The organism is Rhodanobacter sp. MP7CTX1, from assembly GCF_014205795.1.
Taxonomy (GTDB): domain Bacteria; phylum Pseudomonadota; class Gammaproteobacteria; order Xanthomonadales; family Rhodanobacteraceae; genus Rhodanobacter.
On record NZ_JACHCN010000001.1, the window covers coordinates 23,729 to 39,563 of the forward strand.

The 15,835-nt window shown below is 61.5% G+C and carries 13 protein-coding genes; 8 read left to right on the forward strand and 5 right to left on the reverse strand.

Going from position 1 to position 15,835, the window contains the following annotated elements; all coding sequences use genetic code 11:
* Window positions 1–15 precede the first annotated feature (15 nt).
* The 4 genes from HDE77_RS00120 to HDE77_RS00135 all read right to left on the reverse strand — a co-directional run bounded on the left by HDE77_RS00120 (window position 16) and on the right by HDE77_RS00135 (window position 4,319).
* On the reverse strand, window positions 16–1,455 hold the full coding sequence (locus HDE77_RS00120; protein WP_184414968.1) for a nitrilase-related carbon-nitrogen hydrolase: 1,440 nt from the start codon (window positions 1,453–1,455) through the stop codon (window positions 16–18).
* On the reverse strand, window positions 1,439–2,020 hold the full coding sequence (locus HDE77_RS00125) for a TetR/AcrR family transcriptional regulator (RefSeq protein ID WP_184414970.1): 582 nt from the start codon (window positions 2,018–2,020) through the stop codon (window positions 1,439–1,441). The genes HDE77_RS00120 and HDE77_RS00125 overlap by 17 nt, the downstream gene beginning before the upstream one ends.
* A 251-nt stretch (window positions 2,021–2,271) precedes the next feature.
* A complete protein-coding gene (locus tag HDE77_RS00130; RefSeq protein ID WP_184414972.1) occupies window positions 2,272–2,808 on the reverse strand; it encodes a methylated-DNA--[protein]-cysteine S-methyltransferase in 537 nt (178 codons plus the stop codon).
* Window positions 2,805–4,319, reverse strand: coding sequence for a DNA-3-methyladenine glycosylase 2 (locus HDE77_RS00135; protein WP_184414974.1), 1,515 nt, complete (start codon window positions 4,317–4,319; stop codon window positions 2,805–2,807). The genes HDE77_RS00130 and HDE77_RS00135 overlap by 4 nt, the downstream gene beginning before the upstream one ends.
* A 296-nt stretch (window positions 4,320–4,615) precedes the next feature.
* Here HDE77_RS00135 and HDE77_RS00140 point away from each other — a divergent pair, with 296 nt between their 5' ends.
* The gene (locus tag HDE77_RS00140; RefSeq protein ID WP_184414976.1) at window positions 4,616–6,247 is read left to right on the forward strand and encodes a DUF4034 domain-containing protein; all 1,632 of its coding nucleotides are present in this window, start codon (window positions 4,616–4,618) and stop codon (window positions 6,245–6,247) included.
* A 114-nt stretch (window positions 6,248–6,361) separates the two neighbouring features.
* On the opposite strand, the gene HDE77_RS00145 is transcribed toward HDE77_RS00140, so the two are convergent.
* Entirely contained in the window at window positions 6,362–7,348 is a 987-nt protein-coding gene (locus tag HDE77_RS00145) for a PD40 domain-containing protein (RefSeq protein WP_184414978.1), read from the reverse strand.
* Window positions 7,349–7,502: 154 nt separating this feature from the next.
* Here HDE77_RS00145 and hutU point away from each other — a divergent pair, with 154 nt between their 5' ends.
* The 7 genes from hutU (at window position 7,503) to HDE77_RS00180 (ending at window position 15,763) form a co-directional block, all read left to right on the forward strand.
* Complete coding sequence (gene hutU / locus HDE77_RS00150; RefSeq protein ID WP_184414980.1) at window positions 7,503–9,173, forward strand: urocanate hydratase; 1,671 nt, start codon at window positions 7,503–7,505, stop codon at window positions 9,171–9,173.
* A gap of 119 nt (window positions 9,174–9,292) precedes the next feature.
* Window positions 9,293–9,658, forward strand: coding sequence for a DUF6516 family protein (locus tag HDE77_RS00155; RefSeq protein WP_184414982.1), 366 nt, complete (start codon window positions 9,293–9,295; stop codon window positions 9,656–9,658).
* Entirely contained in the window at window positions 9,655–10,005 is a 351-nt protein-coding gene (locus tag HDE77_RS00160) for a helix-turn-helix domain-containing protein (protein WP_184414984.1), read from the forward strand. Before HDE77_RS00155 ends, HDE77_RS00160 begins: the two co-directional genes overlap by 4 nt.
* Window positions 10,006–10,083: 78 nt before the next feature.
* Entirely contained in the window at window positions 10,084–10,260 is a 177-nt protein-coding gene (locus HDE77_RS00165) for a hypothetical protein (RefSeq protein ID WP_184414986.1), read from the forward strand.
* A gap of 166 nt (window positions 10,261–10,426) precedes the next feature.
* Window positions 10,427–11,923: an amidohydrolase family protein gene (locus tag HDE77_RS00170; protein ID WP_184414988.1), complete on the forward strand. Its 1,497-nt coding sequence runs from the start codon at window positions 10,427–10,429 to the stop codon at window positions 11,921–11,923.
* 361 nt (window positions 11,924–12,284) lie between these two features.
* Window positions 12,285–13,613: an amidohydrolase family protein gene (locus HDE77_RS00175; RefSeq protein WP_184414990.1), complete on the forward strand. Its 1,329-nt coding sequence runs from the start codon at window positions 12,285–12,287 to the stop codon at window positions 13,611–13,613.
* Between the two features lie 65 nt (window positions 13,614–13,678).
* On the forward strand, window positions 13,679–15,763 hold the full coding sequence (locus HDE77_RS00180) for a hypothetical protein (RefSeq protein WP_184414992.1): 2,085 nt from the start codon (window positions 13,679–13,681) through the stop codon (window positions 15,761–15,763).
* The last annotated feature ends 72 nt before the right edge of the window (window positions 15,764–15,835 follow it).

The following is a 15,835-nucleotide window of genomic DNA, read 5'->3' on the forward strand; positions in this document are numbered from 1 at the left end:
GTAGCGCGGAGCATGCTATGCGAAAGCGCGCCTGGGCAGCACGGCAAGTACCAGCAGGCCGATCAAGGCGACGAGGTTGAGCCATCCAAACCAGTCGCCCCATTGCGCGTATAACGTCTTGGTCGTGCGAACCGGCAACGTGCCGACGACGCTGGCATCCACGTTCTGATTGCTGGGCATCTCGGCGATGATGCGGCCGCGGTCATCACTCAGCGTCAGCGCGCCGTCGCGTGCGGAACGTGCGATCGCGAGGCCGCTCTCCACGCCACGCAGGATCGCCATGCGGCTGTGGTACCAGCCGTCTGCAATGAAATCCCACGCCGGGACCAGCAGCAGTTGGGCGCCGTTTGCCGCGTTGGCACGACCGGTGGCCGGAAAATCCATGTCCTTGCAGATCAGCAGCCCCACCCGCGGTGTGCTGTCCAGCACGGTGTAGCTGTCACCTGGCGTGAAGTGATCTTCGAAGGCGACCATCAGATGATGTTTGTTGTACGTCGTGGGCAGGCCGCCTTGTGGATGGAACGCGGCTGACATGTTGCGCTCAGGACCACGGGCAGGTGTGTAGTCGATCCCGGTGACCAAGGTGATGCCGTGCTGCTGTGCGACGTGGATCAAGTCGGGAATGGCAGGATCCGTCGCCGTCATCGCCACCTCCGGGATCACCACCATCTGCACGCCGTTCGTGGCGAGCGCGTCTACGGCGGTGACATAACGGTGCAGGAACGCCTGGCCTTTCGGTGTATCCAGCGAGGGATGGACCGGGCCTTGCAGTGCGATGAGTCCGATCTTCACAGGTGTGCCGGGAGCTTCGTCCGCGGCATGCAGGCGCCAGCCGCCGTAGACAAGCGACGCGAGTATCAGGCCACCACCAAACACGGCGACCCGCCAGCGTGCGTCACGTGACGCGCCGCGCTCGAGCATTGCAGCCACGCTGGCCGATCCCAGCAACACCATGAATCCGATGCCCAACAATCCGGTGACCGCGGCAATCTGGATCACGGCGAGCACATCCATCTGCGTATACGCCAGATCGCCCCACGTACCGTTCCGCGACAGCGACGCATTGATGAAGAAGATAGCCGTCCACAGCACCGGCACCGAGAACGCGGCTGCGAGCAGGTGCCTGCGCATGGCAAGCCGGCGGTACAACAGCACCATGAACATGAATCCCAGCGCCGGTGCAAATAGCGCGAATCCGATCGTCGGCAACGGAAGCTTCACCAGCGTATGCAGGAAGTGCCACTGCGCCAGGCCGGCCAGCGCGATGCTGATGAAGGAGGCGAGTGCCGCGATGCGTGCATTGACGCGTGTGGCCAGCCACAGCATCGGGAACGGCGCCAGCCACATCGCCCACCAGATGGGGTGGAGTTGATAGCCGAACCACCAGCCGGCAATGGACAACGCCATCGCCACGAGAACGGTGATCGACCCTATGCGTTCAAGCCTTGATTCCATTGATCAGTCTCCCGAGAGATTCAAGATAGAACTTGCGGAATTGTGCTTCGTCGTAACTGAAGCGACCGGCGCGATACAGCGCGATCAGCCCGTGCGAGTGTGCTGTCGCCGACATCGCCACGGCCCAGGGATCGTCCTTGCGCAGCACGCCTTGACGCATGCCCTCGGCAATCGCCTCGACACCGATATTGAACGTGGGCGACTTGCCGCTGCGAAAATCCTCGGGGTAGCGGCGTGCGTCCTCGCGGCGCACCGAGAATGAGTGGTCGAACAGATGCGGATGGGCCAGTGCGTAATCCAGATACGGTTCCAGCAAGGCCATCAACCGCTCGGTGATGTCCGTGTGCTGTGAACGAGCCGACCACTCGATCGCCAGCTTCTTGAAGCTATCGTCCGACACCCGCTTGAGCAGCGCCTCACGATTCGGAAAGTGTCGATAGATCGCCATCGGTGTAATGCCGACGGCCTCGGCTACCCGACGCATGCTCACCGCATCGGGCCCTTCGCGGTCGAAGAGTTTGTACGCCTCGCGCAGGATCTTTTCGGCGGTACCGAGCTTTTTCATGTATACAGTGTATACAAGAGATTTTCACGATGTCAATTCGTGGCTAGGCCATGCTTTCGGCCGCACTCCACCAGCCGTCATCCCTGCGAAGGCAGGGACCCAGTGCACTTGCTCTTCGGGAGCTTGACGCTCCTGGATTACTCGCTTCGCTCGCCCCTGCGGGGCCGCTCTTCGAGCGCTCTGCGCGCTTTGCGCTTGTCCTGCCTTCGCAGGGATGACGAGCTGAGTAGCGGCTATCCGTGGTGTGCTATTCAGCGACCATTCGCAAACAGATCGCCCTCGGCGACACGCTGCTCCAGCGCAAGCAGATAGCGCTTCGTTGGCAGGCCGCCGCCGAAGCCGGTGAGGCTGCCGTTGCTGCCGATCACGCGATGGCACGGCACCACGATCGGCAACGGATTGCGTCCGTTCGCGGCGCCAACGGCGCGCACTGCCAATGGCTGCTCGATGCGCCGCGCCAGTTCGCCGTAGCTGATCGTGACGCCATACGGAATCCGCGCCAGCTCCTGCCAAACGGCGAGCTGGAACGGGGTGCCAAGCGGACGCAGCGGGAGGTCGAACGTCGTCCGTTCACCCGCAAAATATTCCTCGAGCTGCACGCGGGCGAACGCCAGCGGTTCGGCCGCGCGAATCCACTCTGGCCGCGCCGCTTTCTGATGGCGCCCCTGCTCAAACCAGATTTCATGCAAGCCATCGCGACCGGCGACCAGGCGCAGGCGGCCGATCGGACTGTCGATGTCGTCGTAGTGGATCGGGCCGTTGCAAGGCCGGTGAGGATCGTTCGTCATGCGATGGCCTCCGGTTTGCGACTGCGTGGAATGCGTGGCGGTGGTGCGGCATCCGAGGCGCCACGCCATAGATGCATCACTGCGTACGCGCGCCACGGTCGCCACGCATCAGCACGAACGGTCAGCGACTTTGTGCTGAGCGGCACGGTATCGGTCGTCGCTTCGCGGCGCAGGATCAGATCTGCGGCCGGAAACGCATCGGGATCGCCCAACGCGCGCATCGCCATGTAGTGAGCCGTCCATTCGCCAATCCCGGGCAACGCGATCCAGCGCGACACAAACTCATCCAGCGTCTGTTCGGCGCGAAAATCCACGCGGCCATCCAGCAGTGCCTGCGCCATCCCGCGCACCGTCGCAGCCCGCGCCGTGGTCAGGCCGACCTCGCGCAAGTCGGCCTGTGCAAGTATCTCCGGGGTGGGAAACAGCCGCTCCAGTCCCGGCATCGGGGACGCAGGCAATGCTTCGCCCCAACGCTGCACGATGCGGGTCGCCAGTGTGCGTGCCGCGGACACGCTGATCTGCTGACCGAGGATCGCGCGCACCGCGATCTCGAAACCATCCCAGCCACCCGGCAGGCGCAGGCCAGGCCGGCGCGCGATCAAGGGGCCAAGGATCGGGTCGTGATGAAACGTGTCCGCGATCGCCTGCGGATTTGCGTCCAGATCGAACATCCGCCGCAGCTTTGTCACCACGCCGAGCAGTTGCGCCGGTTGTGGGCAATGCAATTGCAGGCGCAGCGCATGTTCACCATCCGGCCAGGCACTCAGGCGCAGCCAGCCCGGCGCATCGGCCGGCCCGAACACACGCGCATAGCTGTGTTCGTCGACCAGTTCCACACCTGGCAATGCGCGGCCACGCAGAAATGCTAGCAGCGCTTCAAAATCATACGGTGGGCGATAGCCGAGTCGCAGTAGCAGCGCCGCACCGGGCGCCGCCCGCGGATGCCGGCGCAGTTCGCGCGGCGGGATGCGGTTTGCTTGCAGGAATGCGGCGTTGAAACGACGCAAGCTGCGGAAGCCGGACGCGAGCGCGACTTCGGTAACCGGCATCGCTGTCTCCGTCAGCAGCTGTTTCGCGAACAACAGCCGGCGCGTCGTGTGTACGCTGATCGGTGGCGCGCCGACGCGATCGACAAACAGCCGGCGCAACTGGCGCACACCGACGCCCACGCGCAGTGCGAGCGCTTCCAGCGATTCGTCCGTCAGCATGCCGTGCTCGATCAACTTCAATGCGCGCGCAACGACATGGTCACCGCGCTGCCAGCTGTCATTGCCCGGCGCGAGTTCCGGTCGGCAACGCAGGCAGGGTCGGAACCCGGCTGCCTCCGCCGCCGCCGCGTTCGTGTAATAGCTGACGTTTTCGCGCTTCGGCCGCGGCGCCGGGCATACCGGTCGGCAGTAGATGCCCGTGCTGCTTACGGCGGTGAAGAACAGGCCGTCGAAGCGTGCATCGCGGCTAAGTCGCGCCTGTTCGCAGATATGCGGGTCTGGCAGGGCAGAGAGATCGTTCATGGGTCAAGGCTAGCACTGCTGCGCGAGGTGGACTCGCCGTTTTCGGACATCAATGGGAAAACGAGGAACGAAGGCCAGTTTATCGGTGAGCAGACCACGCGTCGCTTTCCACATGCCGATTCAACGCTGCAGGCCGTCGGTGATATTCGCCTGCGGCGCGTCTCGAGATGGCGAATATTCCTTAAAAGGTTCAGCGAAGCGACGAGTCGCCTGGCTGTGCACGCCGATGTCGGGCGATTAGCAATGCATCGTGCTCTTTGGTATAGGTATGTGGGGAATTCAACAGGGGATGTGCCGTGACGATTCGCGAGAAGGGGTTACTCGCTGGTTTGGTCGTGCTGATCTGTTTGTCCGGCAGTTATCTGCTTTTCGGAAAGTACTTGCCGCAGCCAGTGCCTACGCAAGTGGTGAGCGTGACGCATCGCCGATTTGCACATACCCTCCGTCGCGCTGTGCCTCCCCCTTTTTCGGGCGATCAAATCAAGACGTTTCTTACGCAGGTTCGTGAGGCGGAAAAACGATCCGACCCCCTCCAGCGCTGTCTTGCCTATCCCAATCCACCCGGCAGTCATTGGACGCAGGACGCCGTTGCAGCGTATTGCCGCTACCGGTTTCAGCCAACGATTACGTTCGTCGAGGCAAAGGACCTGATAGAGCAAGGCAAATCTGCCGAACTTGACCGCCGCATGGATGAGGCGCTGCAGGCGCAGCTGACGCAGCCGGACGCGCGGGGACGGCTCGATCACATCTTTATTTCTGATTTTGAAAACGGTTCGTTCTCTATCCGACCAATCCTCGATGCATGGAAGCGTGCGTCGCCCAAGAGCGCTTACGCCTATGCGGCCAGTGGCTACGCCTATGTAGAGATGGCACACGCTGCACGCGGTGGCGCATTTGCGCAGGAAACTCCGCAAGAAAAGTTGGATTCGATGGATCGACTTCTTAAGGAAGCCGACACGGATTTGAAACAAGCGATCGCCTTGAATCCGCATATCACGCCCGTATACGCCGCCATGATCCATGCGGGCGGCTTGAGCCTGGGTCAGGCCTATGCCGATCACGCAGTCGACCTTGGATTGCGGGCTGATCCTTCCAACTGGTACATCTATCACCAGCTGATGTGGCTGGCCCGTCCGGAATGGTTTGGCTCGCTGGATTCCATGCAACGCATCGCGACGTCTGCCATGACCCACGCCAGCCAGAATCCTTTACTCGTGATGGAAAAAATGGCAGTTCAACGTTACGAGGCGAATCCAAGCGGGTGCAACTGCGCACCATTGCCGCAGGCAGCGAAGTTTCCTGCGGCATTTGACGAATTGGCCATCAGCAGCAGCCTGGTCGACGCCGGCTTGACAGCCTCCAGTCAGAACGTGTTTCCGGTGTCGGTAGTCTATTTATCCGAAGCCCTGCGCTTTCAGCCGCAAGAGGACGACCTTCGCCGCCAGCGCGCCAAGGATCTGGCGATCCTTGGCGAATCACCCATGGCTCTTGACGAAGCCAATAAGCTCGTCGCGGCCGATCCGAAAAATGTCGCCAACTATGAAACGCGCGGCAACGTCTACATGTACATGAGTGACCATAACCACGCAGAGCAGGACTTCGAAGCTGTGCTTGCTTCAAGCCCGGACGATATTGATGTGCTTGTGCCGCTCGGAAGCATCTATGTGAACGAAACCCATGAGTGGGACAAGGGCTGGGACGTCGCCGATCGCATCATCAAGGCGTATCCCAACTACGCCGGTGGTTGGGCAATGCGCGCGACCATTCAGATGAATCAGCCGCGTGGGGGCCTGGATGATACCTATGGGCAATTCCTGGCCCACTTTGGGCGTGATCCCGGTCAGCAACCGATGTTGGAATTGCTGCGCCGGACCCTTGCGGAAAAATCGGCAGTTGGCAAGTCAAACATTGGCAAGCCGGATCACTAGCTGAATCACAATTTGCCTGGTGGTTTGAGCAAGGCCGCGCCGGCCCCTCCCGTATACCTTTTGGGTCTGTCTTACAGGAGTCCGGCAAGATCACTCGTTGGTGCAGCGAGTACATCACCTGTCATCAGTCGCGTGATGGGCATGCAGCCACGGCGCCAGTGAAACCGACCAGATGTTGTCGCCGCCGTTATCCCATTGCTGCATGCGTGCCAGCTGCCGTTGTGCTTGTTCCGGCGTGCGTGGATACGATGTCGGCGTCGTTCGGTCGCTGGTGTAGTACAGCGTGCGGTGATCGGGACTCAGGTGCGCGCCCCACTGGTTCCATCGACCATCCTTGCCATTGACGGCCACACCCAAGTCGATTGGCTGGCTCCAGTGATTGCCTTCGCGAAACGCAATGTACAGGCCTCCCATGCCCGGTTTTTTCGCGTCGTTCCAGTTGAACACGATGAATGACTGATCCGGCGCGATTGCCGGGTCATGCACCTGTGCAGTGGGATCGCCAAGCACCAGCTGTTCAGCCGTCTGGTAATTGCCGTTCTTATAGGCTGAGCGGTAGACGTGAAATGTGCCTGCCGCGTCCGGATGGATGTAGTACAGGCTGCCATCGGCAGCGATGCTCGGGGCGTAAGTGCGATCGCTGTCATTGACCGTAGCCGGCAGGTGCATCGGCGTGCCCCAGTCGTTGCCCTTGCGATCCACCCGCCACAGATTGCCACCTGCATTTGGATACACCTGGCCATGCGCCGTCGCGCTCAGTGCCTTGCCGCTGTTGTCGAACGGGTGGTTGGACACGTAGACGATGTACGAGCCGTCTGGTGCGATGCTCGGGTCGTGGTCGCCCCACGTGCCGGAGAACGGGGCGATCTGCGGCTTTGACCATTGCCCCTGGGCGCGATGCGAGACCAGGATCATCGAGCCCACATCGAAATACACCGTGTTTCCATCCGGCGTGAACGCTGGGCAGGCTTCCCCGGCTGGGCCGGAAATGACGCCAGGGGAAAAGATTTCCGGCTCGGCGCTGGCTGCCGATGCTGCGAACGCGACTCCAAGACAGGACAGGCAGGGAGCAACCAGTAGCAGGCGTGCTTCGCGGCGCATGGGCTATCACTCAGAGGGATCCGGCGCTCTTTATCCGCCGGTAGCAGCCGGGCCGCACGTGCAGGAAGTCACCAATGACCTGAGGATGGTGCCACGCCTGTCGACACCAGCCCCGTGGCTATAATCGTGGTCTGACTCACCGGAGCCTTAGTCCATGACCGCCCCCACCCGCATCGATACCACCCGCACCATCCGCGCACCGCGCGGTACCGAACTTTCCTGCAAGAGCTGGCTTAGCGAGGCGCCGTTCCGCATGTTGCAGAACAACCTCGATCCGGAGGTGGCGGAAAACCCGGCGGAGCTGGTCGTATACGGCGGCATCGGTCGGGCAGCGCGCAACTGGGAGTGCTTCGACGCGATCCTGAAATCGCTGCGCGAACTGAACGACGACGAGACGCTGCTGGTGCAGTCCGGCAAGCCGGTCGGCGTGTTTCCCACGCACAAGGATGCGCCGCGCGTGTTGATCGCGAACTCCAACCTGGTACCGGCGTGGGCGAACTGGGAGCACTTCAACGAGCTCGATAAGAAGGGCTTGATGATGTACGGCCAGATGACGGCAGGTTCGTGGATCTACATTGGTTCGCAGGGCATCGTGCAGGGCACCTACGAGACGTTTGTCGAGATGGGGCGCCAGCATTACAACGGCAGCCTGAAGGGTAAATGGATACTCACCGCCGGCCTCGGCGGCATGGGTGGCGCGCAGCCGCTCGCTGCGTCGCTTGCCGGTGCTTGCTCGCTCAATATCGAGTGCCAGCAGAGCCGCATCGACATGCGCCTGAAGACGCGCTATGTGGACGAGCAGGCGACTGACCTGGATGACGCGCTTGCGCGCATCAAGAAGTACACCGAAGCTGGCGAAGCAAAGTCCATCGCGCTGCTCGGCAACGCTGCCGACGTTCTGCCGGAATTGGTGAAGCGCGGCGTGCGTCCCGACGCCGTTACCGACCAGACCAGCGCGCACGATCCGGTCAACGGCTACCTGCCTCAAGGATGGACGGTGGAGCAGTGGTTCGAGCGCCGCAAGAGCGATCCCGATCGCACGCGCGATGCGGCCAAGCGCTCCATGCGCACACACGTCGAGGCGATGCTCGCCTTCCATGCGCAGGGCATCCCCACATTTGATTACGGCAACAACATCCGCCAGATGGCAAAGGATCAGGGGCTGGCCGACGCGTTCGCTTTCCCCGGTTTCGTGCCCGCCTACGTGCGCCCGTTGTTCTGCCGCGGCGTCGGTCCGTTCCGCTGGGTCGCGTTGTCCGGCGATCCGGAAGACATCTACAAGACCGACGCGAAGGTCAAGGAACTCATTCCCGACGACGAGCACCTGCACAACTGGCTCGACATGGCGAAGGATCGCATCAGCTTCCAGGGCCTGCCGGCACGCATCTGCTGGGTCGGCCTCGGCCAGCGTCACAAGCTTGGACTCGCGTTCAACGAGATGGTCCGCAACGGCGAGTTGAAAGCGCCGGTGGTGATCGGTCGCGATCATCTCGACAGCGGCTCCGTCGCCTCGCCGAACCGCGAAACCGAAGCGATGAAAGATGGCTCCGACGCCGTCTCCGATTGGCCGCTGCTCAACGCCATGCTCAACGTTGCAGGTGGCGCAACGTGGGTATCTCTGCATCACGGCGGCGGCGTAGGGATGGGCTACTCGCAGCACTCCGGCGTCGTCATTGTCTGCGACGGCACGCCGGAAGCCGACAAGCGCATCGCACGCGTGCTGTGGAACGATCCAGGCACCGGCGTGATGCGGCATGCGGATGCGGGGTATGAGGATGCGGTTGCCTGTGCCAAGGAGCAGGGGTTGAAGTTGCCGATGATTTGAGCGCCGGCTAGCCGAGCCGTCGCTAGATCCCCTCAAGGCCGTCATCCCTGCGAAGGCAGGGACCCAGCGCCCTTAAATCGCGACAGGCCTATCTTGAGTTATCATCGGATGATATATTCATGGTCAAGGAAGACGCGGGGCTGGCAACGCTGCTGTTGCTCAACGGCGAGATTTACGACCAGGGCAACGGTTACTGGATCAAGCTCGAAGCATGGTCTGTCGAAGCGAATGAGCATCTGCCTCATGGCGTGCGTTATTCGCTGACGCTGCATGACCGCCATGGCACACGTTTGTTGGGTTTCGACAACGCTCATGCCGTCAAACTACCGGGGCAACGGCACTATGCTGGCCGCCGTCTCGCGTATGACCACCGCCACCGGCATGCTCACGACAAGGGCGTGCCTTATGAATTCACGAGCGCGCAGCAGCTGCTTGAGGATTTTTTCGACGAGGTCGATCGGGTACTTAAGGATTTAGCGCCATGAAGAAAATGATCATCGGCATCGCATCCCAACAGGACATACGCGCCCGTGCGTTGGCCATCGCGCGCGGCGACCATCGGCCGCGTGCTGGGGAGCCAAAAATCTGGTTCACCTCCATGCGCTCATTGGCCGAAGTGCTCTCCGACGATAACCGTGCGCTGCTGCGAGTCATCCGCGAGCACAAGCCGGAGTCCCTGAGCCGTCTCGCCGAACTCACCGGGCGAGCGCCAAGTAATCTGTCGCGTACTCTGAAGACTATGGAGCACTATGGCCTGGTCGAGATGCGCCGCGATGTGCGCACCGTGCGCCCCGTCGTGAATGCCAGTGAGTTTGTCATCCAGGCTGCGTGAAGCGCAGGCTGAATCATCCGGCTTCGAGGCCGGACGGCCGGCAGTTTGGTTACCCCTTCGATGGGCGCAGGTGGGATCATGAGAAAGTTGGGCAAGGACATCCTCGCAGGCGATGCCAGGCGCGATATCGGCGCCGAGGTTCTGCAGGCGATTCGCGACATCAAGGCGGGCAAAACCGGCCGTGTCTTCCGCCTTGACGTTACCCAATCGACTGAAGCAAGTCTCAAGCAGCGACCCTCACTGACTCGGGGGTAATACACCCTCGACAATCTGATACCCGTGGATATTTGCCGGCGGTGGAATCGGCTTGCTCAGGCAGCGAGCTAACTAGCGACGCGTCCTACACCGCATTCTCCCATCGTGCGATAGTAGTTTGACCGATGCGCAGGAACTTGCCTGCTTCGCTACTGGGGAGTCCACTGTGCCTACGAAAGCCCGCCGCTTTGCGCCTGTCTTGTCACCGGCCAGTGCCGGCCTGCGAACTGTTCTGGCCACTGCACTGGCCGCATTCTGCGCTGCGTTGCCCGCCTGGGGCCAAGCCCCGCAGCTTGCGCCGCAGACGCAGCAGTACGTGAAATATGCGCAGCCGCTGTTGGCGATCACCCATGTGCGGCTGATCGACGGGAACGGCACGGCCGCGAAGGAAAACCAGACGGTGCTGCTGCGCGATGGGGTCATCGAGGCGGTCGGCAAGCACGTGAGGGTGCCTAAGGATGCAACCGTGATCGATGGCAGCGGGCACACGTTGATCCCAGGCCTGGTTGGCATGCACGACCACATGTTCTATCCGGCGCCGAAGGTCAATCCGGAAGCGAAGGAAGCGGTCTATCCGGAACAGGCCTCGAGTTTTCCCAAGCTTTATCTGGCCGGTGGTGTCACCACCATCCGCACTACGGGCAGCACGGAGCCGTATACCGACCTCGAGTTGAAGAAGGCCATCGACGCCGGCAAGATCCCCGGGCCGAAGATGCACACCACCGGGCCGTATCTGGAAGGCAAGGGCAGCTTTACGCCGCAGATGCATGAACTCATGGATGCAGCCGACGCCACCGACACGGTCAACTACTGGATCGGCGAGGGCGCGACGTCGTTCAAGGCGTACATGCACATCACGCGCAGTGAGCTGTCGGCGGCGATCGCCGCGGCGCATGCGAAGCACATCAAGGTTACCGGGCACCTATGCACGATCGGCTTCACCGAAGCGGCCGATCTCGGCATCGACGACCTGGAGCATGGCTTGCCGGTGGACACCGAGTTCACCCCCGGCAAGCAGACCGACATCTGCCCGGATACGAAACTCGCGGTCGCTCATTTGGCGACGATGAGTGTTGACGACCCGCAGATCCAGCAGCTGATCCGCTATCTGGTTTCGAAGCACGTGGCGGTCACCTCGACACTGCCGGTATTCGAAACCTTCGTGCCCGGTCGGGCGTCGGTTGATCAGCGCGTGCTGGACGCGATGCTCCCGGAAACACGCGTGGAGTACCTGAAGAGTCGCGACCATGTCGCCAATACGCCCGACTCGCCGTGGGTGAAGGTGTTCAAGCTCGAAGAGGATTTCGAGCACGCGTTCGTGCGGCAGGGCGGCACATTGCTGTCCGGTTTGGACCCCACCGGCTATGGCGGCGTCATCGCAGGTTACGGTGACCAACACGAAGTTGAACTGCTGGTGGAAGCCGGCTTCACCCCGCTGGAGGCGATCCAGATTGCCACCATGAACGGCGCTCGCTTCATGGGTGAGGACAAGGTCATCGGCTCCATCGAAACCGGCAAGGCCGCTGACCTGGTGCTGATCAACGGCAATCCCGCGAAAAACATCAAGGACATCGAAAATGTCGAGTTGGTGTTCAAGGACGGCGTAAGTTACGACCCGGCCAAGCTGGTCACGGCGGCAAACGGTACCGTGGGCTTGCGCTAGCAGGGTGTCGCGACGTTTGAAGCAAGTTTGGTTCGTCTGATGGCCGCGCTCAGCGCCGCAAGCGGCTGACCAAAACCGTTCGGGCTGAGCGTAGCGCCGAAGGCGTGAAGTCGAAGCCGCGCGCCAAACGCCCTTCGACTTCGCCGCTGCGCGGCTACGCTCAGGGCGAACGGTGGGTGCAGGGGAGTCGGGATAGTCCCACCCAAACTTTCAGCGGCTAGCTCAGCTGGCAGCGGCCTTGTGCGGGTAGCGCGTAGGTTGGGCGCAGCGAACCCGAGCGTGGCCCGCAGGTTGCACTTTTTTCGAAACTGCACTCTGATCAGATTTTTCAAATCGCCTAAGCCATCCAGGGGAAGACGACATGTCCGCAAGCATCTTGATGAAGCGCATGACCCTGCTGGTGCTGTCTGCACTGGCTACGCCACTGCTGGCCGCCGAGCCGTCTTTGCTGTTGACCCACGTCACGGTTATCGATGGCACGGGCACGGCGGCGAAGCCGAACATGACCATCGCGATCGAGGGCCAGCGCATCGCGGCGATCTATGCGGACGGCAGCCAGGAGGCGCCGAAGGGAGCTCGCGTGGAAGATCTGAGTGGGCGTTATGTCATCCCGGGGTTGATCGATGCGCACGTGCACCTCACCGGTGCCGAGCCGGATATTGCGCATTACCAGCCGCATTTGCAGGCGCTCCTGCGTGGTGGCGTCACCGGCGTTCGCGACATGGCGGGTGATGACCGCCTGGTTGCCTATCTCGCGGGAGAAGCAAATTCGGATGCGCTCGCATCGCCGGACATTTTCTTTGTGGCGCTGATGGCCGGGCCAACGTTCTTTGCCGAAGACGAACGCGCAAAGGACGCCTCAGAAGGTGAGCCGCTCGGCTTTGCGCCATGGATGCAGGCAATTTCCTCGACTACCGACATCCCGCTTGCGGTTGCCGAAGCGAAGGGCACCGGCGCGACCGCCCTCAAGCTTTACGCCAATCTGCCCGCGAGTCTGGTCACCAAGATCACGGCGGAAGCGCACCGGCAGGGCCTGCGCGTTTGGACGCACGCGACGATTTTCCCCGCCACTCCGGGCGATGCCGTCGCCGCCGGTGTCGACACCATTTCGCATAGTCCGTATCTGGTATGGGCGGCGGCGCCGAGCGTACCGGACGATTACCGCGGACGTGCGCTCGGCGACTTCGAACACATCCAGCCTGACGCACCGCAGATCATCGCCTTGTTCAAGGCGATGAAACAGCACGGCACGATACTCGACGCCACGCTGCTGCCATTCGAGGAGGAAGCGCAACATCATTCGAAAAGCGTAGGCGCCGGCATCATGCCGTGGAGCTATGCGGTGACCAAGCTGGCACATCAGCAAGGCGTGTTGATCGACGTCGGTACGGACAGCTCGGGACTTTCCGCCGATGCGCACGGAGTGGATCTGAAAGCGTTGCCGCTCGAGCATACGGAAATGGCGCTACTGGTCGAGCACTGTGGATTCACGCCTATCGAGGCGATCCAGGCCGCTACCCAAGTCAGTGCGGCGGCGATGGGGCAGGCCGAGCAACGTGGCACGATCACTGCCGGCAAGCGCGCCGATCTGGTCGTACTGACTGCCGATCCAACGCGCGATATCCACAACACTGGAAAAATCGCGTTTGTGGTCAAGAACGGGCATATCTACAAGAAGGACGGAGCCTGAACATTCCAGCACAGTCGATTTCGCCGTAGCCGCCCAGAGCGAGCAGCAAAGGACAAATCATCCCGATGAAACGAATCCTCGTACTGTTCGCTCTGCTTGCTTTGGATATCCCGACATCGTTCGCGCAGAGCGCGTTCAAGGCGGTTTCAACAGTGGATGCCCCTGCGATCCAGGGTCGACCGGTGCAACTGGACAGCGAGGGAAAGTTGCTGCCGTGGCCGTACCCCGACGACATCGGTGCCTCGTACGAGTCGTACTTCATGACGCAGTGGAGCGTCCTTCGGCGCGAGTACCACGGGCCGCGTGACTATTATTTTTTCTGCTGCGTGGATTTCGACCGTACGACGTTCGAGCTGTTGCCAGATCGTCACTGGGCCAATTCAACGGGCTATCTGCGGGCGATGCTGGAGGGCTTCGTCGAGCATCTGTATCCCTACACGGGCGATCCGGAGGCGATCCAGCTGTTGAAGGATTTCGTCGATTACGAACTGCGCAACGGCACCACGCCTCGGGACTACGTGTGGAGTGGCGTCCCTTACGCGTCGGCCGATCCCGGCTCAGCGACTTACCGCGGATGGAGCAGACATGCCGTGGATTTCATCGAGCCACCGATCGTCGGCGAAGATGGTTATGGCTACCTGCGTCTGTATGAAATAACTGGCGAAGCCCGGTACCTGCAGGCAGCCATTCGCTGCGCTGATGCGTTGGTGAAGAACAGTCGAAAAGGCGACGCGACACACTCACCGTGGCCGGTACGGGTGTATGCGCGCACCGGCAGGGTCGGCAAGAAGGCAATGGGTGAGTATTCGGCAAACGTCATCGAGCCGATCGAGTTGTTCGACGAATTGATCCGTCTGAAATTGGGCGACGTCGCTGCTTTCCAGCGCACGCGGGATCAGGCCTGGCAATGGCTGTTCCGCTACCCGATGACGAACAACGTGTGGGTCGGCTACTTCGAAGACGTGGCGCCGACCATGGAAAACATGAATAACGTGATCCCACTGGAAACGGCGCGCTATCTACTGCTGCACCCTGAAATGGATCCAGGCTGGAAGAAGGATGCGGAGCAGTTGATTGAGTGGGTCAAGACCACGCCCAAGTGGCCGAAGTACATCGTGCATGGTGCGACGGTCACGACGGAGCAGGGCGACGGCCACAAGTTCTGCTGCGGCAAGCCCAACGATTGCTGTGACAGTCACACGGCGCGGCTGGCCGCCGTCGAGGCGATCTACTACTGGAAAACCGGCGACGAGACATACCGGGAACAAGCGTTTCGCTCGTACAACTGGGTCACCTATCAGCAGGGATTTCCGCCCAAGGGGAGCACGCCTTGGGGGCAGGGGCAATGGTGGTTTACCGATGAATTTGCGGATGGACCTCGACGCATGATGGATGGCTTGTGGGCCGTGCCGGAGTGGGCACCCGCGGCGGAATCGCATTTCCTTGGCACCACATCGGTCGTCAAGAGCATTAGCTACGGTCGCGGCAGCGTTACGTATTCCACTTTTGACGCCGCAGCTAGCGACGTGTTGCGATTGAACTTCACGCCTGCGTTGGTGCTTGCTGATGGGCATGCCCTCTCGCCAGGCAATGATGAAAGCGCGGATGGGTATTCGTTCAACACAACCACGCATGTGCTGCGCATACATCGCACCAATGCATACACCGTAAGCATCGAGGGGTCGGGCGGCACCGATCCGACGCAAATGGTGGATTTGGAAAATCCGCGTGTGCCTGCTGGAACGATATTGAGCGGGTCGTTTCCGGCGGGCGTTATCGACTGGGGCATGGGCATGTGGCGCATCGGTGCGCCCATCGGACGACTCTCGAAGTTCAATCTGGGCGTCGCCGATGCCAAGGCAGACCGCGCGACGTTTTCGTTCGTTTCACCTCGCGTCCTGGCGGGCATGACAGTATTCAACGACAGCCCGGCGGACAGGGCGCTGAAAATCGACTCGCCGCCGAATGTACCGGTGACGGTCACGGTTGCAGCAGGACAGCTACAGCGTGTGCTGACGAGGTGGCACGCGGATACATCGCGGATCAGTCTTGAAGCCATGAACGGAACGACACTTGACGGGTGGAAGTTCATCGACATCCGGTACAGCGAAGGCGAGATGGTTCCACCGCAACCTCTGGACAGAAACTGACGCCGTTCCACCCTGAATTCGGAACCCATTGAGGCAAGGCAGAAAAACGCCGTGGGTGCTGCGAGTTCCGCG

Bases quoted from the DNA above. Each gene is read 5' to 3' on its own strand.
- HDE77_RS00155 (WP_184414982.1), top strand. From the start codon at position 9,293: ATGGTCAAGGAAGACGCGGGGCTGGCAACGCTGCTGTTGCTCAACGGC.
- hutU (WP_184414980.1), top strand. From the start codon at position 7,503: ATGACCGCCCCCACCCGCATCGATACCACCCGCACCATCCGCGCACCG.
- HDE77_RS00180 (WP_184414992.1), top strand. From the start codon at position 13,679: ATGAAACGAATCCTCGTACTGTTCGCTCTGCTTGCTTTGGATATCCCG.
- HDE77_RS00125 (WP_184414970.1), bottom strand. From the start codon at position 2,020: ATGAAAAAGCTCGGTACCGCCGAAAAGATCCTGCGCGAGGCGTACAAA.
- HDE77_RS00145 (WP_184414978.1), bottom strand. From the start codon at position 7,348: ATGCGCCGCGAAGCACGCCTGCTACTGGTTGCTCCCTGCCTGTCCTGT.
- HDE77_RS00135 (WP_184414974.1), bottom strand. From the start codon at position 4,319: ATGAACGATCTCTCTGCCCTGCCAGACCCGCATATCTGCGAACAGGCG.
- HDE77_RS00160 (WP_184414984.1), top strand. From the start codon at position 9,655: ATGAAGAAAATGATCATCGGCATCGCATCCCAACAGGACATACGCGCC.
- HDE77_RS00120 (WP_184414968.1), bottom strand. From the start codon at position 1,455: ATGGAATCAAGGCTTGAACGCATAGGGTCGATCACCGTTCTCGTGGCG.
- HDE77_RS00165 (WP_184414986.1), top strand. From the start codon at position 10,084: ATGAGAAAGTTGGGCAAGGACATCCTCGCAGGCGATGCCAGGCGCGAT.
- HDE77_RS00175 (WP_184414990.1), top strand. From the start codon at position 12,285: ATGTCCGCAAGCATCTTGATGAAGCGCATGACCCTGCTGGTGCTGTCT.
- HDE77_RS00130 (WP_184414972.1), bottom strand. From the start codon at position 2,808: ATGACGAACGATCCTCACCGGCCTTGCAACGGCCCGATCCACTACGAC.